At 70.6% G+C, this 25,673-nt stretch carries 23 protein-coding genes and 1 other RNA gene; 11 read left to right on the top strand and 13 right to left on the bottom strand.

Annotated features, from left to right (window positions below):
• Window positions 1-271: 271 nt before the first annotated feature.
• The 4 genes from CKO28_RS07610 to CKO28_RS07595 all read left to right on the top strand — a co-directional run bounded on the left by CKO28_RS07610 (window position 272) and on the right by CKO28_RS07595 (window position 4,006).
• Complete coding sequence (locus CKO28_RS07610; protein WP_200340033.1) at window positions 272-814, top strand: TetR/AcrR family transcriptional regulator; 543 nt, start codon at window positions 272-274, stop codon at window positions 812-814.
• Between the two features lie 64 nt (window positions 815-878).
• Window positions 879-1,811 carry a DMT family transporter gene (locus CKO28_RS07605; RefSeq protein WP_200340032.1) on the top strand — a complete coding sequence of 311 codons (933 nt, stop codon included), beginning with the start codon at window positions 879-881 and terminating at the stop codon, window positions 1,809-1,811.
• A 111-nt stretch (window positions 1,812-1,922) separates the two neighbouring features.
• Entirely contained in the window at window positions 1,923-2,789 is an 867-nt protein-coding gene (locus CKO28_RS07600) for an HTD2 family dehydratase (RefSeq protein ID WP_200340031.1), read from the top strand.
• Window positions 2,759-4,006: a CoA transferase gene (locus tag CKO28_RS07595; RefSeq protein ID WP_242480407.1), complete on the top strand. Its 1,248-nt coding sequence runs from the start codon at window positions 2,759-2,761 to the stop codon at window positions 4,004-4,006. Before CKO28_RS07600 ends, CKO28_RS07595 begins: the two co-directional genes overlap by 31 nt.
• Before the next feature lie 299 nt (window positions 4,007-4,305).
• Here the strand turns inward: CKO28_RS07595 and CKO28_RS07590 are convergent, their stop codons facing one another.
• From CKO28_RS07590 to CKO28_RS07580, 3 genes are all read right to left on the bottom strand, one after another.
• Window positions 4,306-5,238 carry a 2-hydroxyacid dehydrogenase gene (locus CKO28_RS07590; protein ID WP_200340030.1) on the bottom strand — a complete coding sequence of 311 codons (933 nt, stop codon included), beginning with the start codon at window positions 5,236-5,238 and terminating at the stop codon, window positions 4,306-4,308.
• Between the two features lie 144 nt (window positions 5,239-5,382).
• A complete protein-coding gene (sucD, locus tag CKO28_RS07585; protein WP_200340029.1) occupies window positions 5,383-6,282 on the bottom strand; it encodes a succinate--CoA ligase subunit alpha in 900 nt (299 codons plus the stop codon).
• The gene (locus tag CKO28_RS07580; RefSeq protein WP_200340028.1) at window positions 6,279-7,472 is read right to left on the bottom strand and encodes a malate--CoA ligase subunit beta; all 1,194 of its coding nucleotides are present in this window, start codon (window positions 7,470-7,472) and stop codon (window positions 6,279-6,281) included. Before CKO28_RS07580 ends, sucD begins: the two co-directional genes overlap by 4 nt.
• A 449-nt stretch (window positions 7,473-7,921) precedes the next feature.
• On the opposite strand from CKO28_RS07580, the gene CKO28_RS07575 reads away from it, so the two are divergent.
• On the top strand, window positions 7,922-8,386 hold the full coding sequence (locus CKO28_RS07575; protein ID WP_200340027.1) for a PAS domain-containing protein: 465 nt from the start codon (window positions 7,922-7,924) through the stop codon (window positions 8,384-8,386).
• A 30-nt stretch (window positions 8,387-8,416) separates the two neighbouring features.
• Here CKO28_RS07575 and CKO28_RS07570 read toward each other — a convergent pair whose 3' ends face one another.
• The 8 genes from CKO28_RS07570 to hisN form a co-directional block, all read right to left on the bottom strand.
• Window positions 8,417-9,457, bottom strand: a complete 1,041-nt coding sequence (locus CKO28_RS07570) for a zinc transporter ZntB (RefSeq protein ID WP_200340026.1) — start codon at window positions 9,455-9,457, stop codon at window positions 8,417-8,419.
• Window positions 9,458-9,596: 139 nt separating this feature from the next.
• Complete coding sequence (locus CKO28_RS07565; RefSeq protein ID WP_200340025.1) at window positions 9,597-9,911, bottom strand: helix-turn-helix domain-containing protein; 315 nt, start codon at window positions 9,909-9,911, stop codon at window positions 9,597-9,599.
• Window positions 9,908-10,255 carry a type II toxin-antitoxin system RelE/ParE family toxin gene (locus CKO28_RS07560; RefSeq protein ID WP_200340024.1) on the bottom strand — a complete coding sequence of 116 codons (348 nt, stop codon included), beginning with the start codon at window positions 10,253-10,255 and terminating at the stop codon, window positions 9,908-9,910. The genes CKO28_RS07565 and CKO28_RS07560 overlap by 4 nt, the downstream gene beginning before the upstream one ends.
• A 61-nt stretch (window positions 10,256-10,316) precedes the next feature.
• Window positions 10,317-11,948, bottom strand: a complete 1,632-nt coding sequence (locus CKO28_RS07555; protein ID WP_200340023.1) for an ABC transporter ATP-binding protein — start codon at window positions 11,946-11,948, stop codon at window positions 10,317-10,319.
• 427 nt (window positions 11,949-12,375) lie between these two features.
• Window positions 12,376-13,512 carry an ABC transporter permease gene (locus tag CKO28_RS07550; protein ID WP_200340022.1) on the bottom strand — a complete coding sequence of 379 codons (1,137 nt, stop codon included), beginning with the start codon at window positions 13,510-13,512 and terminating at the stop codon, window positions 12,376-12,378.
• A 157-nt stretch (window positions 13,513-13,669) separates the two neighbouring features.
• Window positions 13,670-14,788: a microcin C ABC transporter permease YejB gene (locus CKO28_RS07545; protein ID WP_200340021.1), complete on the bottom strand. Its 1,119-nt coding sequence runs from the start codon at window positions 14,786-14,788 to the stop codon at window positions 13,670-13,672.
• Between the two features lie 16 nt (window positions 14,789-14,804).
• Window positions 14,805-16,916 carry an extracellular solute-binding protein gene (locus CKO28_RS07540; RefSeq protein WP_338050072.1) on the bottom strand — a complete coding sequence of 704 codons (2,112 nt, stop codon included), beginning with the start codon at window positions 16,914-16,916 and terminating at the stop codon, window positions 14,805-14,807.
• Window positions 16,913-17,755 carry a histidinol-phosphatase gene (gene hisN / locus CKO28_RS07535; RefSeq protein ID WP_338050071.1) on the bottom strand — a complete coding sequence of 281 codons (843 nt, stop codon included), beginning with the start codon at window positions 17,753-17,755 and terminating at the stop codon, window positions 16,913-16,915. The genes CKO28_RS07540 and hisN overlap by 4 nt, the downstream gene beginning before the upstream one ends.
• A 320-nt stretch (window positions 17,756-18,075) precedes the next feature.
• Here hisN and CKO28_RS07530 point away from each other — a divergent pair, with 320 nt between their 5' ends.
• A complete protein-coding gene (locus CKO28_RS07530; RefSeq protein WP_200340019.1) occupies window positions 18,076-18,678 on the top strand; it encodes an exopolysaccharide biosynthesis protein in 603 nt (200 codons plus the stop codon).
• 297 nt (window positions 18,679-18,975) lie between these two features.
• On the opposite strand, the gene CKO28_RS07525 is transcribed toward CKO28_RS07530, so the two are convergent.
• Entirely contained in the window at window positions 18,976-20,136 is a 1,161-nt protein-coding gene (locus CKO28_RS07525) for a c-type cytochrome (RefSeq protein ID WP_200340018.1), read from the bottom strand.
• Window positions 20,137-20,504: 368 nt separating this feature from the next.
• Here CKO28_RS07525 and CKO28_RS07520 point away from each other — a divergent pair, with 368 nt between their 5' ends.
• From CKO28_RS07520 to CKO28_RS07510, 3 genes are all read left to right on the top strand, one after another.
• Complete coding sequence (locus tag CKO28_RS07520) at window positions 20,505-21,404, top strand: prephenate dehydratase (protein ID WP_200340017.1); 900 nt, start codon at window positions 20,505-20,507, stop codon at window positions 21,402-21,404.
• A gap of 332 nt (window positions 21,405-21,736) precedes the next feature.
• Entirely contained in the window at window positions 21,737-22,165 is a 429-nt protein-coding gene (locus CKO28_RS07515) for a helix-hairpin-helix domain-containing protein (protein WP_200340016.1), read from the top strand.
• A 42-nt stretch (window positions 22,166-22,207) separates the two neighbouring features.
• Window positions 22,208-22,891 (top strand): NnrU family protein, encoded by a 684-nt coding sequence (locus CKO28_RS07510; protein ID WP_200340015.1) that lies wholly within the window; start codon window positions 22,208-22,210, stop codon window positions 22,889-22,891.
• A gap of 205 nt (window positions 22,892-23,096) precedes the next feature.
• On the opposite strand, the gene nudC is transcribed toward CKO28_RS07510, so the two are convergent.
• The gene (gene nudC / locus CKO28_RS07505; protein WP_338050070.1) at window positions 23,097-24,035 is read right to left on the bottom strand and encodes an NAD(+) diphosphatase; all 939 of its coding nucleotides are present in this window, start codon (window positions 24,033-24,035) and stop codon (window positions 23,097-23,099) included.
• A gap of 130 nt (window positions 24,036-24,165) precedes the next feature.
• Here nudC and ffs point away from each other — a divergent pair.
• Together ffs and CKO28_RS07495 are read left to right on the top strand one after the other, a co-directional pair.
• Window positions 24,166-24,262: signal recognition particle sRNA small type (ffs, locus tag CKO28_RS07500), an RNA gene on the top strand.
• Between the two features lie 128 nt (window positions 24,263-24,390).
• The coding region (locus CKO28_RS07495) for a DNA polymerase III subunit gamma/tau (RefSeq protein WP_200340013.1) at window positions 24,391-25,673 on the top strand (1,283 nt) is incomplete at its 3' end.

Here is a 25,673-nt window from a genome sequence, read left to right as displayed (position 1 = left end):
CATCCTGAGCAGCCGACCGCAGGTCGGCGTGTCGAAGGACGCCTGACGGGTATAGCCACCATCGTGCAAAAGTCTTCTCGACGGGAGAGGGAGGGGCCCGCGCGCTGACAAGCGCGTGAGAGGGTGAGGGTGGGACTCCTCGGATAGAGCCTGGGAGTCCCACCCTCACCCTGGCCCTCTCCCGTGAAGGGAGAGGGGACCCACTGCCATGGCTGCTGAACCTCCGACAGGTGGATTGACTGTACCGTCCGGCCGGTATAGCGTGCGCGACATGGCCCAGAGCGACACCCGACAGCGCGTCCTGCATGCCGCCGGCCGGGTCGTCCTGCGGCAGGGGGTGCGGGCGCTGACGCTGGAGGCCGTCGCCAGGGAGGCGGGGGTCAGCAAGGGCGGGCTGCTCTACCACTTCGCCTCCAAGGACGAACTTTTGACCGGCATGGTCGGGCAGTTCGTCGAGCTGATCGAGGGGCGGATGCAGGCCTCGATGGCGTCCGACGAGGCCCCCGGCGCCTGGACCCGGGCCTACCTCGACGCGTCGACGGTCGACCGGGCGGGCGACGATCCGATGGACCGGCTGGCGACCGCGATGCTCGCCGCCGGCGCCTCCAACACCGACCTGCTGCAGCCGCTCTACGCCCGCCAGCGCGCCTGGCAGGATGCGCAGCGCCAGGACGGGATCGATGCCGCCACCGCGGCGCTGGTCCGGCTCGCCGCCGACGGGCTGTGGATGAACGACCTGTTCGGCATCCAGGTGGTGTCGGACGACGAGCGCCAGGCGGTGATCGACCGGCTGCGCGACCTCACCCGCGGCTGACCTTGCCGCCCGCGCGTCCCCGGCCCGCGCCGCGTCCACCCGCGTTTCCGAGCGGACCCATGAAATGACCCCCAGCCGCACCACCACGCTCGCGACCCTGTTGGTCGTCACGACCGGCAGCCTGTGGGGCTTCTACTGGCTGCCGGTCCGCCGGCTGGCGGACCTCGGCCTGCCGGGCGCCTGGGGCACGCTCGCGATCGTCGCCGCGGCGGCGCTGGGGCTGGCGCCGTTCGCGCTCGCCGGCCGCCGCCGGCTGGCGCGGTCCAGCCCGGTCGCGCTCGCCTCGACCGCCCTCGGCGGGGTGGCGTTCGTGCTGTATTCGACCGGTCTGGTCTACGGCAAGGTGGCGATCGTCGTCCTGCTGTTCTTCCTGACCCCGGTCTGGAGCACGCTGCTCGCCCGCTATGTCATGGGGTGGTCGACGCCCTGGCTGCGCCTGGTCGCGATCGCGGTCGGGGTGGTCGGCCTGGTGTGCGTGCTGAGCGCGGACGGCGGCCTGCCGGTGCCGCGCGGGCTGGGCGACTGGCTGGGCCTCGCCTCCGGGGTGCTGTGGGCGGTCGCGACGACCGGCATTCGCGCCCGCTCCGACACCGGGCCCGGGGAAAGCGCGTTCGTGTTCGCGCTCGGCGGCTGCCTGTGCGCGGGCGTGCTCGCCCCGCTGCTGGCGCCCTGGCCGAACCTGGCCGACGCGGCCGTGCTGCCGGCGCTTGCGTTGGCCGCGGGCGCGGGCGCGTTCTGGTGGGGGCTGTCGATGGCCGCGCTGATGTGGGCGGCCGCACGGCTGGAGCCTGCGCGCGTCGGTATCCTGCTGATGGCGGAGGTGCTGTTGGGCACCGCCTCCGCTGCCTTGCTGGCCGGCGAGACAGTGGGCGCGCTGGAACTGCTGGGCGGCGCCCTGGTGCTCGCCGCGGGCGTGCTGGAGGTCTGGCCGGTCCGCGACAACGCCCCGGCGCCGGGTCGCACGGGCGCGCGTGGAAATCTGCCGGCTGAGAAATAACTGCCGGCTGGGACACAACCGGCCAGCCGCGGGCTTTGCCTTGCCCGGGCGGTTCGCGCACACTTCCCTGTAAGCCGCTTATAAAAAGCACGACGTTCGGGGAGGACGGTCATGGCGGCAGCCGAGCTGTCGGACTGGATCGGCCGGGTCGAGACGCGCGAGGTCGCGCTGTCGCCGGTGGTGATGCGCCAGCTCGCCGCGACCGTGCCGGAATGCGGCCACAGTCCCGAGGCGGTCGCGCCGGGTACCCCTCTGCCGCCGCTGTGGCACTGGCCCGCCGTGCAGCCGCACGTGGCGATGCACGACCTGGGGCCGGACGGCCACCCGCGCCTGGGCGGCTTCCTGCCGCCGGTCGACCTCGGCCGGCGAATGTGGGCCGGCAGCCGGGTCGCGTTCCTGGCCCCGATGCGGGTCGGCGAGACGGTCAGCTGGCGCTCCGAGATTCGCGGCATCCAGGAAAAGCACGGCAGCGCCGGGCGCATGGTGTTCGTCACCGTGGGCCACGAGGTCGCCGGCGAGGCCGGCCCGGCGGTGCGCGAGGAGCAGGACATCGTCTACCTGCCGATGCCCGATGCCTACCGCCCGCCGGCGCCCAGGCCCGCGCCCGACGCGCCCGAGTTCGACCAGCAGGTCGCGATCGATGCGCCGCGGCTGTTCCGCTATTCCGCGGTCACCTTCAACGCCCACCGGATCCACTACGACCGGCCCTACGCGACCGAGGTCGAGAAGTACCCTGGCCTGGTCGTGCACGCGCCGTTGCAGGCGACCCTGCTGCTGGGGGCGGCGGTCCGGCACACGGGCTCGGTGCCGCGGCACTTCGGCTTCCGCGGCGTGCACCCGATGTTCGACACCCACGACCTGCGGTTGATCGGCGTTGCCGAGGGCGACGGCCTTGAGCTCTGCACCGCCGCGCCGGCCGGGCACCAGGGCCTGCGGGCGCGGGCCGATTGGACCGCGCCCACGGCAGCCGGGGCATGACCGGCATCCTGTCCGGCATGCGGGTGGTCGAGGGGTCGGCGTTCGTCGCCGTTCCGCTCGCCGGGATGACGCTGGCGCAGATGGGCGCGGACGTGATCCGCTTCGACCGGATCGGCGGCGGGCTGGACTTTCAGCGCTGGCCCGTGACCGACCAGGGCCGCAGCCTGTTCTGGGCCGGCATGAACAAGGGCAAGCGCTCGATCGCCGTCGACCTGAAGTCGGAGCGCGGGCGCGAGCTGATCTCCGAGATCGTCACCGCGCCGGGCGCGGACGCCGGGCTGTTCCTGACCAACCTGCGGGTGCGCGGCTGGATGGACTACGAGACGCTGTCCCAGCGCCGCCGCGACCTGGTGATGCTGTCCCTGGCCGGCGACCGGCGCGGCCGGCCGCAGGTCGACTACACCGTGAACCCGCAGGTCGGCTTCCCGGCGGCGACCGGGCCGGAAGGCGCGCCCGAGCCGGTCGCCCACGTCCTGCCCGCCTGGGACTGCATCGCTGGCAACCTGGCGGTCGCCGGCCTGCTGGCGGCCGAGCGCAAGCGCCTGCGCACCGGCGAGGGCCAGGAGGTGACGGTGACGCTGAAGGACGTCGCCGCCGCGATGGTCGGCCACCTCGGCATCATCGGCGAGGCGCAGGTCAACGGCGTCGACCGGCCGAAGGGCGGCAACGCGCTCTACGGCGCCTATGGCCAGGATTTCGTCTGCGCCGACGGCGAGCGGGTGATGGTGATCGGCCTGACCGACCGGCAGTGGCGCAACCTGCTGCAGGCGACCGGCACCGCCGGGGCGATGGCCGAGCTGGAACGTAGCCTGGGCACCGACCTGCGCCAGGAAGGCAACCGCTGGCGGGCGCGTCACGCGATCACCGACCTGCTGCGGCCCTTCTTCGAGACCCGGCGCGTGGAAGAGTTCGCCGACGCTTTCGATGCCGCCGGCGTCACCTGGTCGGTGTTCCGTACTTTCGCCCAGGCGGCGCGCGAGGATCCGGACCTGACCCCGGACAATCCGCTGTTCCAGGAGCTGGAGCAGCCCGGCATCGGCCGCTACGCCATGCCGGGCTCGCCGCTTGGCTTCTCCGGCAGCGCGACGGTCCCGCCGCAGCCCGCCCACGAACTCGGCCAGCACACCGAGGAAATCCTGGCCGACGTCGCGGGCCTCGGGTCCGGCGAGATCGGCCGCCTGTTCGACGCCGGCGTGGTGGCCGGACCGAAGGGGTAGGTGCGTTTCTTAGGTTTGGCAGGGCGCTCAGCGGGTCACCTCTTCGTCCGCTGAAAGAACGTTGCCGAGGCGCGTCGACCCCCGTCAGTCGTGCTTCGACACGCCACCCTACGGGCGGCTGCTCAGCATGAAGGTGATTGTTTTTGCTATATAAATATCGACTTCATCCTGAGCAGGTCGCGCCAGCGGCCGTGTCGAAGGACGACTGACGGGGGCATTGGTAGCTCTTTCAGAAGTCTCTTCGGCGGAGGAGAGGGAGCTCGCCGCTATACCGTGCCTCCTAGGCCGAAAGCGCGCCCTCAATACCCCTGCGAGAAATCCACCATGGGGCTTGGCGCCTCGCCGCGCTCCATCTTGCGGATGTTCTCCGCGATCGTCGCCGCGGCCGTCTCGGCGGGCGTGATCGCGGCCTCGTGCGGGGTCACGGTGATCCGCGGGTGGTCCCAGAAGGGGTGGCCGGCGGGCAGCGGTTCCTCGCGAAAGACGTCGAGCGTCGCCTCGGCGAGCTGGCCGGTCCCGAGCAGTTCCAGCAGGTCCGCCTCGACCAGGTGCCCGCCGCGCGCGGCGTTGACCAGGCAGGCGCCCTTCGGTAGTTCGCCCAGGGTTTGGCGGTTCAGGATGCCGGTGGTCGCTTGCGTCAGGGGCAGCAGGTTCACCAGGATTTCGCTGCGCGCCAGGAACCGCCCGAACTCCGCCTGCCCGGCGAAGCTCTCCACGCCGTCGATCTGTTTGCGCCGGTTCGACCAGCCGGCGACGTCGAAGCGCATCGCCTTGAGCGCCCGGGCGGCGTCGGCGCCCAGTTCGCCCAGGCCCATCACGCCGACCCGGCGGCTCGGGCCGAGCGGCACCTCCAGCCGGGCCCAGCGGTGCTGGGCCTGCTGCTGGCGGTATTCGCGCGTGCGCCGGTGGTGGCCCAGCACCGCCCAGACGACGTATTCGGTCATGCCCCAGGTCAGCCCTGGATCGACCAACCGCACGACCGGCACGTGGGTCGGCAGGTCGGGGTCGCTCGCCAGGTGATCCACACCCGCGCCCAGCGACAGGATCGCCTTCAGGTTCGGGTACTGCTTGAGCAGCCCCTTGGGCGGCTTCCAGGCGACCGCGTAGTCGACCTCCGCCGGGTCCTGCACCGCCTCCGCGCCGATCCTGAGCTCGGCCTCGGGCAGCGCGCCGGCGAACGCGCGGCGCCACTGCTGTGGATCATCGGTCTTGGACTGGAACAGGATCACCATGCGCTTCGCGGGACCTCTGGATGGAAACGGCGGACGGGGCACGGGCGCCGGTCGCCAGACCCGGCCCGCGCGCCCTCTCGTGTCCCATATCCCGCGGGGCGAAATCCACGGCCGAGGACCGCCGGCGGCCCTCGGCCGCGCGCATTAGGCGGGTTGCTTCGCCTGGGCGAGCGTCGCCTGGACGGTCTCGCCGATCTCCGAGGGGGTCGGCGCGATCGCCACGCCGGCGTCCTTCAGCAGCTCGACCTTCTCCGAGGCCGCTTCGCCGGCGGCCTGGATGATCGCACCGGCGTGGCCCATCCGGCGGCCGGGCGGGGCCGACAGACCGGCGACGTAGGCGATCACCGGCTTGGTCATGTGCTGGCGGATGTAGCTGGCGGCCGCACCTTCCTGCGGGCCGCCGATTTCGCCGATCATCACGACCGCGTCGGTCTCCTCGTCCGCCTCGAAGCGCTGCAGCACGTCGACGAACGAACTGCCGTTGATCGGGTCGCCGCCGATGCCCACACTCGTGCTGACCCCGATGCCGAGCGCGCGCATCTGGTCCGCCGCCTCGTAGCCCAGCGTACCCGACCGGCCGACGATGCCGACGCGGCCGGGCAGATAGATGTGCTCCGGCATGATGCCGAGCAGCGCCTTGCCGGGCGAGATGATGCCCGCGCAGTTGGGCCCGATCAGGGTCATCCGCGTTTCATCCGGCAGATGCCGGAGGAAGCGCTTCAGGCGCATCATGTCCTGGGCGGGAATGCCGTCGGTGATCACCACGCACAGCCGGATGCCCGCGCTGGCGGCTTCCATCGCGGCGTCGGCGGCGAACGGCGGCGGCACGAACACGATCGAGGTGTCGGCCGCGGTGTCGGCGACCGCCTCGCGCGCCGTGTCGTAGACCGGCACGCCGTGCACGGCCTCGCCGCTGCGCCCGGGGGTGACGCCGGCGACCACGTTGGTGCCGCCCTGCATCATCTCCTGGGTGTGGAACTGGCCGATCCGGCCGGTGATGCCCTGGACCAGGACCTTGTTCGTGGCATCGACGAGAATGCTCATGCCGGAACCTCCGTGTGCGCGGCCGACTGGCCGTCCAGCGCGGCGACCGCCTTTTGCGCGGCTTCTTTCAGGGTGGCTGCGGTGGTGATGGCAAGTCCGCTGTCGGCCAGGATACGCCGGCCCTCCTCGACGTGCGTGCCCGACAGGCGGACCACCAGCGGCAGGTCCAGGCCGGTCTGCTCGACCGCCTGCACGATCCCCTGGGCGACCCAGTCGCAGCGGTTGATGCCGGCGAAGATGTTGACCAGGATCGCCTTAACCTCGCCGTCCTGGCGGACCAGCTGGAACGCCTCGGCGACCCGCTCCGGCGTGGCGCCGCCGCCGATGTCGAGGAAGTTGGCGGGCTCGCCGCCGGCCAGCTTGATCATGTCGAGCGTCGCCATCGCCAGCCCGGCGCCGTTGACGATGCAGCCGATCTGGCCGTCCAGCCCGACGTAGCTGAGGCCCCGGTCGACGGCGTGGGTCTCCCGCGGGTCCTCCTGCGAGCGGTCGCGCATGTCGGCGACCTCGGGCCGGCGGTAGAGGGCGTTGTCGTCGACCTGCATCTTGCAGTCGAGCACCAGCACGTTGCCTTCCTGCGTCACCACCAGCGGGTTGATCTCCACCATGGTGGCGTCGAGGTCGCGAAACGCGCGATAGGCGCCCTGGATTACCTTGATCGCCTGCGCGATCTCGCCGCCGCGGAAGCCCAGCGCGAACGCGAGGTCGCGCGCCTGGAACGCGGGCAGGCCGACCGATGGGTCGACCAGCCGGCGGTGCATGCTCTCGGGATGCTGGCGGGCGATCTCCTCGATCTCCATGCCGCCTTGGTCGGAGCCGACGATCACGATGCGCTCGTGCTCCCGATCGAGCACGAAGCCGAGGTAGAGCTCGCGCGCGATGTTCTGCCCGGCTTCGACCAGCAGGCGGTAGACGCCCTTGCCGGCCGGGCCGGTCTGGTTGGTCACCAGGGTGTGGCCCAGCATCCCGTCGGCGGCCTGCCAGACCTCGTGCCGGTCGCGGCAGAGCTTGACGCCGCCGGCCTTGCCGCGGCCGCCGGCGTGCACCTGCGCCTTGATCACCCAGGCGTCGCCGCCCAGCTCGCGCGCCCGGTAGGCGGCCTGTTCGGGGCTGTACGCCAGCCCGCCGGCCGGCACCGGCACGTTGAAGCGGGCCAGCAGTTCCTTGGCCTGATACTCGTGGACGTCCATGACACCTCCCCAGGGTCGTCTGTGTGCCGTCGTCTGTGTGCCGTCGTCGGTGGCTGGTTGTCGGTGAGCGCGCTGGTGTGGCTTGGGCCGGCGCGTCGCGACCATCGCGGCCGATTTGGCGCGGGCCGGTTTGTTGTTGAGTCCATTATCCACACAGATGCACGTCGCGCACGCGGCTTGAAGCGACATGCGTCGGTTCAGGGGCGGCGTCAGGGTGGGATGCGCCCGGGGCGATCCGGCCGGACCATCCCGGTGCGGGCCGCACGTGCCGTACCGTCAGGCTTCCAAAATATATATTTTTAGAGCGAAAATATTGGAAAAAACAAATCGGAGTTTACGCCGGAAGAGTTAGTATGCGCCAGTCCGCGTTCAAAATAGATCGGTTATCGAATGCGCACATAAGCGCGTTCTGATAGGCTGATCTGACATTTGTTTATGGCTGGTGGGCGATGACGTCGCCGAAACTTGATGCGCCGATCCGCACCATGCTGGAAGCGGCCCTGGATTGCTGCTTTCGCAACGCGAGCGGCCGGCACGACGTGCTGCAGTTTCTGGACGCGGTGCGGATCCCGGTGATCGTCACCGACGCCGGCGCCGGGCCGTCGGGCCCGAAGATCCTGCATGCGAATGCCGAGATGTGCGCGCTCTGCGGCTATCCGCGTGCCCAGTTGGTCGGCCGGTCGCCGCGTGTTCTGCAGGGGCCGGCGACCGATCGGGCCCGAGCCCGGGCGTTCCGCGCGGCATTGGAAACGCACGGCCGGGCGAGCGTGCGGCTGATCAACTACCGCGCCGACGGCGAAGCCTACCCCGTGCTGATTCGCGCCGGCCGGCTCGACCTCGGCACGCGGCTGGACGACCAACTGCGGATCGCCTTCGAGACCGAGGTCGCGGATCCGCCGGGCCGTGGGGCGTGAGCGACGGCGCGGGCCCGGTCGTGGGGCCGCCTAAAGCCAGCCCAGGCGCTTGAACAGCCAGATCTCGACCGCCGCCACCCCGGCCGATCCGGCGGCCACCGCGGCGAACGCCCAGGGCGTGTCCGTCCCCGGCACGCCGGCGACGTTGACCCCCAACAGGCCGGTGACGAACCCCAGCGGCAGGAACACCGCCGCCACGACCGAGAGCACGTACATCCGCGCGTTCAGCCGCTCGGCGACCGCGTTGGCGAGCTCGTCCTGGATCACCGCGGCGCGCTCGCGCGCGGTGTCCAGCGCCTCGACGTAGCGGGTGACGGCGTCCAGCGCCTCGCGCAGGCGCGCGCGCAGGCCCGCGTCCAGCCAGTCGGGCGCGAGGTCGAGCAGCCGCTGCAGGGCCGCGCGCTGCGGGGCCAGGTAGCGGCGCAGGGTCAGCGCCTGGTGGCGCAGGCGCAGCAAGCGCGGCCGCACCCGCTGGCCGGCCGTGCCGCCGGGCGCGGCGACGGCGACCTCCAGCGCGTCCAATTCGTCGTCCAGCCGGTCGATCGTGGGCGCCATCCGCTGGGCCAGCCGCTCGGCCAGCTGGACCGCGACCGCGCCGGGGCTGGCGGGCCCGCGCCCGGCGTCCAGCGCGTCGACCACGTCCTGCACCGCCATCAGCCGGCGCAGCCGCACGCTGACGATCCCTGGGCGCTTGGGCTGCCGGACTTGCCGACCGCCGCGGTCCGGCTGGGCGCCGGTATCGTCCGCCGTGCCGCCGGGCGCGATCCAGACCCTCAGGGAGACCATGTCGTCGGGATCGGCGCTGGCGTTCAGGTTGACCCCGCGCAGGATCAGCAGGAGGCCGCCGTCCACCGCCTCGCAGCGCGGCCGCGTCTCCGGCGCCAGTAGCCCGTCGACCGCCAGCGGCGGAATGCCGCTCTCGTGCCTAAGCCAATAGACGCTGTCGGGCCTGGTCGCATCCAGATGCAGCCAGTCCGCGAACGGCGGATCGACCGCCGGCCCCGCGCCGTCGCCGCGCAGGGCCCGCGCGTGCACCACGCCTTCGAGCAGTTTCCGGGGGTCCGAGGTCATGGCCGCTGAATGGGCGGGAAGCGGCGTGGGGTCAAGCGGGATGTTGGGGGCGTTGACCATAGGTGGGGTCGCGCAGCAGCCCACCTTACCGACATCGTCGGCCGCACGGCGGGTTACCGCCAGGCGCGGCGCGCCCGCCTTACGGACGGCCGACCTGGTCGAGCGCTTCGACGACGGCCTGCGGGTTGCGGTCCATGACGCGCAGCAGGGTTAGCGCCGCACCGCCGGGGCGCCGGACGCCCTGCTCCCATTTGCGCAGGCCGGAGACGCTGACGCCCATCAGCGGCGCGAAGCGGGCCTGCGACAGGCCGACCTTTCGGCGGATTTCGCGGACGCGATCGGCCGGCACGTCGACCTGCGTCACGCGCATGTCCGTGGGCTCGCCGCGAACGTGCGCGCGGGCCTCACGCAGGGATTCGATCAGTTCGTCGCCGAGGTTTGCGTGGTCGCTCATGATCGTCTCCCTGCCGGATCACCAGCCGTCTTGATGTCCTGCGCCAGAGCCTTCACCTGTCGAAGCTGTTCGCCCGTCAGATCGGCCTGTTCGCCCTTGCCGTAGATCAACAGGGCGTAGATCGGGATCGTCGTGCCGGCGACGAAATCGATCACCCGGATGCCGCCGCTGCGTCCCTTGCCCTTGGCGGCGAAGCGCACTTTTCTGACGCCCCCGGTTCCCTGGATTTCCTGCCCGGCGTCCGGGTTCCAGGCGAGGAAGTCAATCAGGGTGCGCAGCTCTTCCGCGCTCAGCAGCTTTTCCGCGCGGCGCCGGAAGATCGACGTTTCGACGACCGTCTGCACGAGAAAATGTGCCCCAATGGGTTACCGAATGCAAGACGGTCGCGGTTGAGGCGCCGACGCCTCACACACTCACCACGCCACTCTCCGTCGCCTCCAGCTCGAACGCGGCCTTCATCAGCGCCTGCGTGTACGCCGCCTTCGGGCGGTCGAAGATGTCGGCGGCGGGGCCCTGTTCGACGACCTGGCCGTCCTTCATCACGATCACGTCGTCGGCGAGCGCGCGCACGACGCGCAGGTCGTGGCTGATGAACAGGTAGGCCAGTTCGTGGCGGCGCTGCAGGTCACGCAGCAGGTCGACGATCTGGGCCTGCACGCTCATGTCGAGCGCGCTGGTGGGTTCGTCGAGCACGACGAAGCGGGGCTTCAAGACCATCGCGCGGGCGATCGCGATGCGCTGGCGCTGGCCGCCGGAGAATTCGTGCGGGTAGCGGAAGCGGCTGTCGGGGTCGAGGCCGACCTCCTCCAGCGCCTGCACGATCCGGGCCTCGCGGTCCTTCTCGCTCATCGCCGGCTCGTGGACCTTGAGGCCCTCCTCGACGATCTGCCCGACCGACAGGCGCGGGGAGAGCGAGCCGAACGGGTCCTGGAACACCACCTGCATCTCGCGCCTGAGCGGGCGCAGCGCCTTCGGGCGCATGTCGGAGATCGGCCGGCCGTCGAAGCCGATCGCGCCTTGCGACTGGGTCAGGCGCAACAGCGCCATGCCGAGCGTGGTCTTGCCGCTGCCGCTTTCGCCCACCACGCCGACGGTCTGGCCCGCCTGGACACGCACGTCGATGCCGTCGACCGCGCGGACGTGGTCGACCGTGCGCTTCAAGAGGCCCTTCTTGATCGGGAAGTGCACCTTGACCCGATCGCCCTGCATCACGACCGGCGCGTCGGCGCGCGGGCCGATCGGCTGGCCCGACGGCTCCGCGGCCAGCAGGCGCTGGGTATAGCTGTGCTGCGGGTCGGCGAAGATGGACTTGGCCGGGCCCTGTTCGACCGCGCGGCCCTGGGTCATCACCACGACGTCGTCGGCCATCTTGCGGACCACGCCCAGGTCGTGGGTGATCAAGAGCAGCGCCATGTTGAATTCGGCCGCCAGCTGGCGCAGCAGCTTCAGGATCTGCGCCTGGATGGTGACGTCGAGCGCGGTGGTCGGCTCGTCGGCGATCAGCAGGTCCGGCTCGTTCGCCAGCGCCATCGCGATCATCACCCGCTGGCGCTGCCCGCCGGAGAGTTCGTGCGGGTAGGCGCTCAGGCGCTCGCGCGCTTCGGGAATGCCGACCATGTCCAAGAGTTCCAGGCAGCGCTTGCGCGCCTGGGCGCGGTCCATCCCCTTGTGCACCAGCAAGGGCTCGGTCACCTGCTTCTCGATGTGGTGCAGCGGGTTCAGCGAGGTCATCGGCTCCTGGAAGATCATCGCGATCTCGTTGCCGCGGATCTGACGCATCCGTGCCTCGCTCGCGTTCGCCAGTTCCTCGCCCTTGAAGCGGATCGAGGAGCCCGGCGTGTGGCGCGCCTGCGGGTAGGGCAAGAGCTGCATGATCGACAGCGCGGTCACCGACTTGCCGCTGCCGCTCTCGCCGACCAGCGACAGCGTCTTGCCGCGGTCCAGGCCGAAGCGGAGCTCGCGCACGGCCGGCACGGCCGTCGCGCCGCGGCCGAAGGTGACGCCCAGGTTCGCGACCTCGAGCAGGCGGTCGGTCATGGTTGCGGCTCTTCGCTCGTTGCGGTGGGGGATGGCTGTGGTCGGCGGCACGCGCCCCGAACTCCCGTCTCCTCCGCATGAGAGGAGAGGGTTAGGGAGAGGAGGTTCGCACGGCGTGGACGTGGCACGGCGTCCGGGACGCGCGGGGCGTGCGGAGCCACCTCACCCTGTCCCTCTCCCCCCGGTGGCGGAGAGGGGACCCGCCGGCACGCCCGTCGAACACGCTGACAGGTCGTGTTGGTTCGACCGCCGCCGCGGCGGGTCCCCTCTCCCTTGAAGGGAGAGGGACAGGGTGAGGGTGCCACTCCCCGCCTTACGCTGGGGAGTCGCACCCTCACCCTCCCACGCCCTACGGGCGCGGGCCCCTCCCTCTCCCCTGAAGGGAGAGGGGACGTGGACCGTGCCGCTTGGACGGGTTGCCAAGCCATCACGCGCCGCCGCCCTGGGCGCGGCTGGCGGCGACGCTGCTTGCCGGGCCCACGCCCGGTTCGGCCGGGGTGGGTTCGTTCTGGAACAGCTTGCGCGGGTCGAACGCGTCGCGCACCGCTTCCCCGATGAAGAACAGCAGGCTCAGCATCACCGCCAGCACGAAGAAGCCGGTCAGGCCGAGCCAGGGCGCCTGCAGGTTCGCCTTGCCCTGCGCCAGCAAGTCGCCGAGCGAGGCCGAGCCGGGCGGCAGGCCGAAGCCGATGAAGTCGAGCGCGGTCAGGGTGGTGATCGATCCCGCCAGGGTGAACGGCAGGAACGTCAGCGTCGCCACCATCGCGTTGGGCAGGATGTGGCGGAACATCACCATCGAATCCGAGACGCCCAGCGCCTTGGCCGCCTTGACGAAGTCGAAGTTGCGGGCGCGCAGGAACTCCGCGCGGACGTAGCCGACCGGCCAGGGCCAGCCGAACAGCACCATCACCCCCAACAGCCACCAGAAGTTGGGTTCGACGACCGAGGCCAGGATGATCAGCACCATCAGCATCGGCAGGGTGCCGAAGACCTCCATCACCCGCTGGAAGATCAGGTCGGTCCAGCCGCCGAAATAGCCCTGCACCGCGCCCGCGCTCACGCCGATGATCGTGGTCAGCGCGGTCATCGCCAGGCCGAACAGCACCGAGATGCGGAAGCCGTAGATCACCCGGGCGACCACGTCGCGCGCCTGGTCGTCGGTGCCCAGCCAGTGCTCGGCCGACGGCGGGGTGGGCGCGGGATCGGTCAGTTGCCAATCGACCGTGCGGTGGTCGTAGGGGATCAGCGCGCGGATCATGAAACCGTTCTGGGCGATCCGGCGCTCGACGAACGGGTCGGAGTAGTCGGTCTTGGTCGGGAAGAACCCGCCGAAGGCGGTCTCCGGATAGTCGTGGAAGATCGGGGTGTACAGGTCGCCCTGGTACCAGACCATGATCGGGTCGTCGTTCGCCACCACCTCCGCGAACAGCGAGACCAGGAACATCGCCAGAAAGATCCACAGCGACCAGAAGCCGCGCTTGTTCGCCCGGAAGTTGGCCAGCCGGCGTGCGGTGATCGGCGAGACGTCGCGGCCCAGGAAGGTATAGCGCGGCGCGGCGGTCATGGCGCGGGCTCCAACCGTACCCCCTCTCCTCCAACTGGGAGGAGAGGGCCGGGGAGAGGAGGTAGGCAGGGCAGATGCCGCGGGCACCGTCCTCCCCTAACCCCTCCTCCCAGGTGGAGGAGGGGGATTGTGTGGGTGGACCAGATCACCATCCCGCTCACGCCTCCCGCGCCTCGAAGTCGATCCGGGGATCGATCACGGTGTACATGATGTCGTTGATCAGCTGCAGGACCAGCCCGAGCAGCGTGAAGATGTAAAGCGTGCCGAACATCACCGGATAGTCGCGATTGACCACCGCCTCGAAGCCGAGCAGGCCGAGGCCGTCGAGCGAGAACAGGATCTCGATCAGCACCGCGCCGGTGAACAGGATGTTGACGAACGCGACCGGGAAACCGGCGATCACGATCAGCATCGCGTTGCGGAAGACGTGGCCGTACAGCACCCGGCGCTGCGCCAGGCCCTTGGCGCGGGCGGTCACGACGTACTGCTGGTTGATCTGGTCCAGGAAGGAGTTCTTGGTCAGCATCGTCAGCGCCGCGAACGAGCCGACGACGAGCGCGGTGATCGGCAGCGCCATGTGCCAGAAGTAGTCGACGATCTTCATCGGCCAGCTGAGCGTCTCCCAGTCGTCGGAGACCAGCCCGCGCAGCGGGAACCAGTCGAGGTAGGCGCCGCCGGCGAACACCACGATCAGGAACACCGCGAACAGGAACGCCGGGATCGCGTTGCCCACGATCACCACGACGGACGTCCAGAAGTCGAACGGCGTGCCGTCGCGCGTCGCCTTCGCCACGCCCAGCGGGATCGAGATCAGGTAGGTCAGCAGCGTGGTCCAGAGGCCCAGCGAGATCGACACCGGCAGCTTGTCCAGGATCAGCTCGGCGACCGAGCGCGAGCGGAAGAAGCTCTCGCCGAAGTCGAAGGTGGCGTAGTTGCCGACCATCATGATGAAGCGTTCGTGCGGCGGCTTGTCGAAGCCGAACTGCTCCTCGAGGTCCTTGATGAACTCCGGCGGCAGGCCCTGCGCGCCGCGGTACTCGCCCCGGACGTTGGTACTGCCGCTCTGCTGCGCGCTGGCGGAGCCGCCGGCCCCTTCCAGCTCGCCGCCGGCCTGGGTGATCCGCTGCGTGGCGGCGACGCCGGTGCCGGTGACCTGGCTGATCACCTGCTGCACCGGCCCGCCGGGCGCGGCCTGGACGATCAGGAAATTGATCAGTATGGCGCCCAAGAGCGTGGGCACCATCAGCAGGATCCGGCGGATGATGTAGTTGGTCATGCGCTCACCATCCGGGTCATTCCGCGCCCTGCTGACCCGGCCGGCGGGCGAAGCCGCGGCGGAACAGGACGAACGCCAGCCCGCCCAGGACGAGCATACCCAGCCCGGTCAGCCAGCCGGGCCCGCCGCCGCTCTCGCCGGCGCCGTCGCCACCGGTGGCCTCGGCCTGCGCCTGGGCGATCTCGTCGGTCTTGTCGGGGGCGACCCACCAGGTGTCCAGGAAGTTCAGGCCGTAGGGCGCCATCGTCTCCGGCCGGCGGAACTTGTCCCAATACAGGATCCGCCAGTAGTCCAGGTGCCAGTTGGGCACGACGTAGTGGTGCCACAGCAGCACGCGGTCGAGCGCGCGCGTGCGATGCACCAGTTCCTCGCGGCTGGGCGCGCCGATCACCATCTGGATCAGCTGGTCGATCACCGGGTCCTGGATGCCCGCCCAGTTGCGCGTGCCGTTGCGCTCGGCCGCCTGCGAGCCCCAGTAGCTGCGCTGTTCGTTGCCGGGCGACAGCGACTGGCCCCAGCCGCCCAGGATCATGTCGAACGCGTAGGAGTCCAGCCGGTTCTGGTACTGCGCGCTGTCGACCACCGAGACGTCGACCTGGATCCCCAGCTTGTTCAGGTTCGCGACATAAGGCAGCACGACCCGCTCGAAGGCGGTGTTGTTGAGCAGGAACTCGAAGCGCACCGGCCGGCCGGTCTGCGCATTGACCAGCTGCATGTCGCGCACCTCGTAGCCGGCCTCGCGCAGCAGCTGCAGCGCCTTCTTGAGATTTTCCCGCGGATAGCCGTCGCCGTCGGTCTCGGGCGGGTTGTAGTCCTTGGTGAACACCTCCTCCGGCACTCGGCCCCGGAACTGCTCCAGGATTTCCAGTTCCCGGCCCTTGGGCAGCCCGGAGGACGCCAGTTCGGAGTTGGAAAAGAAACTCTCCGTGCGGGTGTACTGGCCGAAGAAGAGGTTCGTGTTGGTCCAGCCGAAATCGAAGGCGTAGTTCATCGCAAGGCGCACCTTGCGGCTGTCGAACGGCTCCCGGCGGGTGTTCATGACGAACGCCTGCATGCCGGTTGGCTGGTCGTGCTCGATCTCGACCTTCTTCAACCGCCCGTTCTCGACCGCCGGCACGTCGTAGGCGTTCGCCCAGGACTTCGCCTGGTTTTCCAGCCGGAAGTCGACGTTGCCGGCCTTCACCGCCGAGCGGATCACCGTGGGATCGCGGAAATAGTCGTAGCGGATCCGGCCGAAGTTCCAGCGCCCCGCGTTCACCGACAGGTCCCGGCCCCAGTAGTCCTCGACCCGCTCGAACACGACGTAGCGCCCCGGCTCGTGGTCGGCGACGCGGTAGGGGCCGCTGCCCAGCGGCGGCTCCAGGGTGGATTCGCCGAACTTGCGGCCGTCGGCCGTCCAGTAGTGCTTGGGCAGCACGGGCATCTGGCCGACGATCAGCGGCAATTCGCGGTTCAGCCCCTCGGCGAACTCGAAGCGCACGGTGCGCGGACCGATCTGGCGGGCCTCGATGACCGACTTGTAGTAGAAGCGAAACTGCGGGTGGCCCTTTTCCTTCAGCATGTTGAAGGTCCAGACCACGTCCTCGACCGTGACCGGCTCGCCGTCGTGCCAGCGCGCGTCCGCGCGCAGGGTGTAGGCGACCCAGTCGCGGTCCTCCGGCATGTAGATGTGTTCGGCGAGCAGGCCGTACTGGCTGAACGGCTCGTCGTCGCTGGACGCCATCAGCGTCTCGAACACAAGCCCCATCGCCTCCGCGGGCTGCCCCTTCAGGACGTACGGGTTGAAGGAATCGTAGGTTCCCTCCGCCGGCATCTTGGCGATGCCGCCCTTCGGCGCGTCCGGGTTGACGTAATCGAAGTGGTCGAAGGTCGGCCCGTACTTGACCGTGCCGTGCATCGCCACGCCGTGGCGCGGCGGGACGCCCTCCAGCGCGCGCAGGGTCCGCTGCGGCAGGTCGGGATCGGGCGCCTGCGCGGTCTGCTTGGTCTGGGCGGCGGGGGCCTGCCGGGCCGTCGCCCGCGACTCGCCGGATTGCGGGTCGCCGGATTGCGCGGCCGCGGGCAGCGCCAGCAGGCTCAGCAGCAGCGCCAGCGCGCCGGCGGCGAGGGAAAACGTCCGGATCGTCACGTGCGCACCTGCTCGAGCGCCTGGGCGTGCAGCGTGCGGTCGCCGGCGGCCAGCACCCGGCCGTCGGATCCGGGGCCGAGCGGGCGGCCCCGCCAGTCGGTAATCACGCCGCCCGCGCCCTCGATCACCGGGACCAGCGCGGCGAAGTCGTAGTAGCTCATCCCGGCCTCGCAGACGAGGTCGAGGTAGCCCGCGGCGAGCAGGCCGTAGTTGTGGCAGTCGCCGCCGTAGAGGGTCAGCTTGCTGGCCGCACGGAGGCGCTCGAACGCGGCGTTGTCGGCGGCGTGCGCGAACATGCCCGGCGAGGTGGCGCACAAGGTCGCCGCGTCCAGCCGCGCGCAGCCGCGCGACCCCGCCGCGACCTCGCCGTGGGCGTCGGTGAACAGGGTCGGCCGGCCGGCCGCGCCGACCCAGCGCTCGCCCAGCGCCGGCATCTCGATCACGCCCAGGACCGGGCGGCCGCGGTGGACCAGCGCGATCAGGCAGCCGAACGTCGGCTTGCCGGAGATGAACTGCTTGGTTCCGTCGATCGGGTCGAGCACCCAGACGTACTCGGCGTCGCCGCGGACCGTGCCGTGCTCCTCGCCGACGATGCCGTGGTCGGGATGGATCTCCTCGATGATCCGGCGCATCGCCGATTCGGCCTCCCGGTCAGCGATCGTGACCGGGCTGGCGTCGGGCTTGTCGTCGACCGCGACCGGGGTGCGGAAGTGATGGCGCGCCGCCTGCCGGCCGGCGTCGGCCAGCCGCTCGGCGAGCGCGAGCAGGGCGTCGCCCGGGGTCGCGTCGGCGGATGCGGCCGGCGGTGCGGCGGCGGGGCGGGCGTGGGCGTCGCTCACGTTGGCCTCTCGCGGATGGGGGCACGCTAACCCCGGGATGCACTTTCGCATGGGTGCGGGGCCGCGCGCGTCCCAGGATTGCCTGAGCCATCACTGTATCTGTCCCGGCCCGTGGGCGCCTAGAGCTTACTTCGCATTGCCAAGAACCGGCGCCGGGCGCGCGCCGGCCGCGACGCGTGCCGTACGCGTGTAACGTTCCGGTCGCTTGACACGGACCGGCCCCAGCGACGGGGATTGCATCGCTGGCGACGGTCAACACATCGCGGGCCGGACTTGACGCATGGAACGGGAAACGCGGGACCGGACGGACGGGACTGGAGATGAGCGCGCGCACGACGCCCGATGGCGGGAGCGACAGCATCAAGGGCACGCTGCAGGCCCTGAAGCGGGCGGCCGAGGCCGAGCGGGTGTCGCTGGGCACGCTGATCGACCAGCTGGGCCAGCGGACTTACGGCCCGTTGCTGTTCACGATCGGGCTGATCGCGATGTCGCCGATCGGGGCGATCCCGGGCGCCTCGGTGGTCTGCGCGACGGTGGTCGTGCTGCTGGCGGTGCAGATGAGTTTCGGCAGCCGGGCGCCGTGGGTGCCCGGCATGCTGCGCCGGCTGGAGGTCGACGGCGATCTCAGCCGCCGGTCGATCCGCCGGGTCGAGCCCTACCTGCGCTGGCTCGACCGCGTGACCCGGGCGCGCTGGACCGCGCTTCTGTCCCGCCCAGCGTTGCACGCGGTGGTACTTGGCCTGTGCACGCTCGCGGTTCTGATGTACCCGTTGGCGCTGGTGCCCTGGGGCGTGTTTCCGGTGGCGGGCGCGATCACGGTGATCGGCCTGGGCCTGCTGACCGCCGACGGCCTGCTCACCGCGCTCGGCCTCGCCCTCGCGCTCGCCGGGGCCGGCGGGGGTGTATACTTTCTGTCGGGGTGATGGCGGCGCTGGCGGTGTAGCAAGCGCGCCGGCCCAACGGCCGCGTCAGTCGTGTTTCGACAGCCCGCCTTGCCGGCGGCGGTTCGCCGTGGCGTCGCTTTCATTTAGGCAATGCTAGAGCAAAATCGATGAAGGCCGAACCGGCCTTCGGGCTGAATTTTGCTCTAACTTCTCGAAGAGAGGGCAAGATGCTGAAAGGCGGTTCCACCTCTCAGCGTATCGCCCGAGACCGGAAAAAAAGCCGGCGGGTGTCGCCACCCGCCGGCGCGCTTCAGGCTGCGGTATTAAGGCGGAGGCCTACTGGCTGCCGCCTTGGTCCGACTGCTGCAGCATGTAGGCGATGATGGCGTGGCGCTTCTTGTCGTCCTTGACGCCCGGATAGGTCATCCGGTTGCCGGACGCGAACTTATTCGGGTTCGCCAGCCACGCATTCATCTTTTGCAGCGTCCACTCGCCTTCCTTGCTGGCGAGCGCGTCCGAGTAGTTGAACCCGTCGACGCTGGCGATGTCGGAGCCGATCACGTCGTACAGGTTCGGTCCGACCTTATTCGGGCCCCCCTGGTTCCAGGAATGGCATGCGCTGCACACCGCCGCGGCGGACTGCCCGGCCGACGGATCGGCGGAGGCGATCTGCTGGCGCAACGCGGACCCGCCGCCGGATCCGCTGTCGCCGCCGCCGGTCGCCTTGGCGGTATCGGCCTCGGCGGTCTGGCTCTCACCGGCCGTCTGGCGCGCGGCCTGGCCGCCCGAGCCGGCGTCGCCGCTGCCGCTCGACGGCATGTCGGCCGATTGCGTACCGCCGGACTGCATGTCGCCGGCGCCCGACCCGTCGGCGGCCTGCTGATCGCCGCCACCGTCCGCGCTCTGGCCGCCGGAGCCGCTGGCCTCGGCGGTCTGGGCTTCCGGTTCGGGCAGCGGCGGCGGATTGTCCGACTGCTGGCGCAGGTAGGCGATCACGTCCGCGCGCTTCTGCGCATCCTTGATGCCCGGATAGGTCATGCTGGTCCCGGAGGCCCAGCCGCTCGGGTTCTTCAGCCAGGCGTTCATCTTCTCGTACGTCCAATCGCCTTCCTTGCTGGAAAGCGCGTCGGAGTAGTTGAAGTCCTCGACGCTGGCGATGTCGGCGCCGATCACGTCGTACAGGTTCGGGCCGATCTTGTTCGGGCCGCCCTTATTGAAGGAGTGACAGGCCGCGCAGGCGCGCACACTCTGTTCCCCCTCGCTGGCGGATGCGTTGGCCAAGAGCGTCGCCAGATCCGGCGCCTGCTCCTCTTGGCCGCCGGATCCCCCGCCGGACGCGCTACCGCCGCCGCCGGTGCCGTTCTTCAGCGCGACTTTATAGACCGGCTCTTCCGGCGCGTGCGGGTTGACCAGCAGGTTGGCGACGAAGCCAGTACCCATGGCGACCACGCCGGCCGTCAGGACAGCAGCTGCGATCTTGTTCAGTTCCAGAGACATTCGGACTTTCCTTGCAGCCTCTCGTGTGAAGCGGCGAGACCATAGCCGCACCCTTTCAGGCGTTCAATAGCCCGGCGCGCGGCAGCACGCGCGAACCGCCCCATGATCGTCGGACCGGTGACTTCGTCCTGCCAACGTGACAGCCAACGGTGTGCGGCGGTATGCCGCGCCCGTTGGCGCCAAGCCGTCGCCGTGGCGCGCTTGCGCCGCGGCCGACCTGGGTTTGGGACGGCGCGTTGACACCCCCGCGCCGCCTCCCGATACTCCGGCGCGTTTTGCGCGCCGCGGTGCAGCCCGGGGCGCGCCGCCGCCTTGCCGAAGCCGGCCCATCGACGCGCGGGCCGGCCCCCGCCGAACCGGGAAGACCGATGTCCGAGACTGCCGCTTCCGCGCTTGAGGGCGCCGACGCCGAGACCGATCCGCAGCACCGGATCGCGTTCCAGGGTACCCACGGCGCCTATTCCGACATGGCCTGCCGGATGGTGTTTCCCAACTACGCCACGGTGCCGTGCCCCTCGTTCGAGGACACCTTCGCCGCCGTGCGCGAGGGCGCGGCGCGCTACGCCATGATCCCGATCGACAACTCCTCGGCCGGGCGCGTCGCGGACATCCACCACCTGCTGCCCGAAAGCGGTCTGCACATCGTGGGCGAGCATTTCCAGCCGGTGAATCACAACCTGCTGGGCGCGCCGGGCGCCACCCTGGACGGCATCCGCAAGGTGCACAGCCACATCCAGGCGCTCAGCCAGTGCCGGCAGTACCTGCGCACGCGCGGGCTGCAGCCGGTGGTCCACGCCGACACCGCCGGCGCGGCCGCCGAGGTGGCCGAGCGGGGCGATCCGGCGGAGGCGGCGATCGCCTCGCGTCTCGCCGCCGAGATCTACGGCCTGGATTTCCTGGCGAGCGACATCGAGGACCTCGAGCACAACACCACCCGCTTCCTGATCATGGCGCACGAGCCGATCGATCCGGACCCGGAACAAAGTCCGGTGGTGACCTCGCTGGTGTTCCGGGTACGCTCGGTGCCGGCGGCGCTCTACAAGGCGCTGGGCGGGTTTGCCACCAACGGCGTCAACATCACCAAGCTGGAGAGCTACATCCTGGATTCCCGCTTCAACGTCGCGCAGTTCTACGCCGACGTCGAAGGACATCCGGACAACCGCCTGGTCCGGCTGGCGCTGGAGGAACTCGGCTTCTTCTCCCGCGAGGTGAAGATCCTCGGCGTCTACCCGGCCTCGCCGTTCCGCGAGGGGGCGGAGGCCGGCTGACGGTGCGCCCCGCAGGACCTGAACCGGGACGTATGCAGGGCGTGGACCGATCCCGCCCGTCGCGCGTTCATCCCCGGGAGGGCTTGTCCGCGGCGCGGGCATCGTCATATGCACACGGGATCGCGAAGGCACGGACCGGGTGCCGGGCGACAGCCGCCACAGCCTGGCGCCGGCACCTGTCCACGCCTTTTCGATCGACGCCGACCCGGCGCATGTCCCGCGCCATTCAACAAGCGAGACACACAAAATGCGGCGCGAGCCGCCCTGCCTGCGCCGGAAACGGCGTCGCGGCATAGAGCGGGTCGCGTCCCAACGATGGGAACGCACATAACATGGTGACCAAGATCGTCGACGGGCTCGACAGTGTGATCCGCGCCTGGCGCTACCACCTGGCCGTGCCGACCACCCGGGAGGAGTTCCGCAAGCTGATCCGGAACGGGCCGGAACCGATCAATTCGGATGCCGTGACCCCTGGCGGCAAGGGCCACAACCGGCCGCCGCTGGGCCTCAGCCTGGACGGCTTCGATCCGTTCGCCCTGTTCAATGCCTTCTGGGAGGTCGAGTACGACAAGGGCCCGCAGAAGCCGTATCACGCGTTGGTCGACCTGCTGGACATCCCGGAGATCGACGACAAGGCGGCCTGGAGCCTGTACGAGCACGGCATCACCTCGGTCGACGATGTGCGCCGCTGCGACCCTGATAAGCTGGCCCGGATCCCCAACGTCGGCGAGCAGACGCTGGCCTACCTGAAGACGCTGTAAGCCGACGCCGCGCGCGGGCGTCGTCACCCGACCGGAGCCGCGATGAGCGAATTCGCGCTCGCCGCAATCGTCTTCCTGGCCGCGCACAGCCTGCCGTCGATCCGCCCGCTGCGGGCGTGGCTGCGGGCCCGGCTGGGGCCGCGCGGCTATGCGCTCGCGTTCAGCGTCAGTTCGCTCGGGCTGCTGGGCTGGCTGCTGTCGGCGGCGGTGCGGGCGCCCTACGTCGCGCTTTGGGCGCCGCCGCCCTGGGCCTTTCACCTGACCCTGCTGCTCGCGCCGATCGGCACCGTGCTGGTGGTGGCCGGGCTGGTCCGGCCGAACCCGTTGTCGATCGGCTTCGTGAGCCGCGGCTTCGATCCCGCCCGGCCTGGGTTGGCCGGGATCAGCCGGCATCCGGTGCTGTGGGGCTTTGTGGTGTGGGCGGTCGGCCATCTGCCGGCCAACGGCGACCTCGTCTCGGTCAGCCTGTTCGCCGCGCTTGGCCTGTTCTCGCTCGCCGGCTTCTGGCTGGTCGACCGCCGGCATCGCCGCCAGTTGGGCGCGGCCGACTGGCGGCGGCTGAGCGCCCGGGCGCCCGCGCTGCCGCTCGCGCGCGGCTGGCCGCGGTTCCAACCGGTCGACGCCGGTGCCCTGCTGCTGGGCGCGCTCGCCGCGGCCGCGCTGTTGGGCGGCCTGCACCTCTGGCTGTTCGGCGTCGACCCGCTGATCGGCCTGCGGATGGTGTGAGTGGTCGAAGAACCGCCATCCCCTGCCGGCGAAACGACCGTATCGGCGGGTCGCTCTCCCTTGATGGGAGAGGACAGGTGAGGGTGGGACTCCCCAGTGGACGGCGAGGAGTCCAACCCTCACCCTCCCACGCCCTGACGGGCGCGGGCCCCTCCCTCTCCCGTCGAGGGAGAGGGGAGCGCCATGCGCCAGCCTCTTATCCACTCTAAGCCGCGCCGTGCAGCCAGGCCTCGATCAGGCGGCGGGCGATCGAATCGCTGCGGGGCAGGCTGAGGGTTTCGTCTTCCGGGGCGTTCAGCAGTTCGTCGCGGTGGAACCAGCGCGCGGTCACCAGTTCCGCTTCGTCCACCGTCAGCGGGAGGCAGTCGCAGGCCGCGTGGAAGCCCAGCATCAATGAGGCCGGGAACGGCCAGGGCTGGGAGGCGAAGTAGCGGATGCCGTCCAGCGGCACGGTGATGCCGACCTCCTCCTTGACCTCGCGCGCAACCGCTTCCTCCAGGCACTCGCCCGGCTCGACGAAGCCGGCGAGCGTCGAGTGCATGCCGGGGGGAAAGCGCGCATGGCGGCCGAGCACGCAATGCTCGCCGCCGTCGTGCACCAGCATGATCACGGCCGGGTCGGTGCGCGGGAACTGCGTCGTGCCGCACGCGCGCCCGCGGCAGATCCGGGCGAAGCCGGCGTCCTTGCTCTCGCTCGGCTGGCCGCAGCGCGGGCAGTATTGGTGCCGGCCGTGCCAGTGCACCAGTGCCCGGGCGTAGGCCATCAGCGCGCCGTCGCCCTGGGCCATGTTGGGCCCGACCTCGCGCAGGTCGCGGAAGCTGCCCTCGCCGCCGACGGCCTGGTGCGCCTCCTCGCCCTCCAGCGGCGACAGGTCGACCGCGAACAGCGCCGCGCCGTCCTCCAGGCCGAGCAGCACCACCTCGTCCGCCAGCTCGAGCGCGAGCGAGGCCTGTTCGCCCATCAGGAAGCGCGGCCGCGGGCGCTGCGCGTCGGTGACCAGGTTGCGGTTGTTCCATACCGGCACGAACCGGGTCTGCCGGTCCAAAAGACGCGCGGCAACCCAGGCCGGGTCGCTGCGCCAGGGCGCGGCGCGGTCGAGGGAACAGCCGGTGTAGGGGATTGGGCCCGAAGGCGACGTCGGCACGGATTCCATTACCCCGCAGCAATCGCACAGCCGTCCGGCGCTGGCAACGGAGCAGGCGGCGGTCGGGTCGCGCCGGTCCGGGTTGCGAGCCTTGATTCGTGTCGGCCCAGGGTCCATAACCTGGGGCCAGGGAGGCTGGCGGCGGACGGGCCGCCGGGTAACCCGGTCAGGTCCGGAAGGAAGCAGCCGTAACCGGTCGCGCCCGGGTCGTCCGTTCAGTCTCCCACCCTTAACCGCCGCAGCACGCGGGCGCCGCGCGCCGCCGGGCCGAATGCGTCCGGCCGGCGCCTGTTCAGCGCCGCGGCACCGGCGGCGGCGCAGCTTTGTTTGCCCGACAGCGGTCCCGGCGCTTCCTATGTCCGATTCGAACGACGCCGCACCGCCCGCCGATCCCGCCGATGGCGGGACCGGTCCGGCAGCCGCGTCCGGCGGCGCGGGCGCGGCGGCGTCCGGGGTGCCCGATCCCTACCGCGTGCTTGCCCGCAAATACCGGCCGGCGAGCTTCGACGACCTGATCGGTCAGGACGCGCTGGTGCGCACCCTGACCAACGCGCTGGACGCCGGGCGGATGCCGCAGGCGTTCGTGCTGACCGGCGTGCGCGGGGTCGGCAAGACCACGACCGCCCGGATCATCGCGCGCGCGCTCAACTGCATCGGCCCGGACGGACAGGGCAAGCCGACCCCGCAGCCCTGCGGCCAGTGCGAGCACTGCACCGCGATCGCCCAGGACCGCCACGTCGACGTCATCGAGATGGACGCCGCCAGCCGGACCGGCGTCGACGATATCCGCGACCTGATCGACGGCGTGCGCTACCGCCCGGTGACCGCCCGGCGCAAGGTCTACATCGTGGACGAGGTCCACATGCTCTCCAAGAACGCCTTCAACGCGCTGTTGAAGACGCTGGAGGAGCCGCCGGAACACGTCACCTTCGTGTTTGCCACGACCGAGATCCGCAAGGTCCCGGTCACGGTGCTGTCGCGCTGCATGCGCTTCGACTTGCGCCGGGTCGACCAGGACACGCTGGTCCAGCACTTCCGCAACCTGCTGCGCCAGGAAGGGATCGACGCCGACGACCAGGCGCTCGCCATGGTCGCGCGCGCCGCCGACGGCTCGGTGCGCGACGGGCTGTCGCTGCTCGACCAGGCCTCCGCGCTGTCCGGGGGCAAGATCGACGAGCCGGTCGTGAAGGACATGCTGGGCCTGGCCGACCGGGGCCGGATCTACGACCTCTACGACGCGGTCCTGGGCGGGCAGGCGAAACAGGCCCTCGACGTCCTCGCCGACCTGTACGACGCCGGCGCCGACCCGGCGGTGGTGCTGCAGGACCTGCTGGAGGTCACCCACACCCTGACCCGCCTGCAGGTCGTGGGCGCGGGCGAGGCGCTGGCCGGCCTGCCGGAGGTCGAGCGGACCCGCGGCGCGGAGATGGCGAAGGCCCTCAACCCCGCCCAGCTGGCGCGCAACTGGCAGATGCTGCTGAAGGGCCTGCAGGAAACCCAGAACGCCCCGCAGCCCAGGCAGGCCGCCGAGATGGTGCTGCTGCGGCTGGTCTACGCCGGCGAACTGCCGACCCCGGGCGAGCTGGTCAAGCAGCTCAAGGGCGACGGCGGCCTGCCTGGGCTGCGGGGCGTTCTGGG

It is taken from the genome of Rhodovibrio sodomensis, assembly GCF_016583645.1.
Taxonomy (GTDB): Bacteria; Pseudomonadota; Alphaproteobacteria; order Kiloniellales; family Rhodovibrionaceae; genus Rhodovibrio; species Rhodovibrio sodomensis.
Note: the sequence above shows the minus strand (reverse complement) of the source record. Positions and strands in the feature narration are given on the sequence as shown.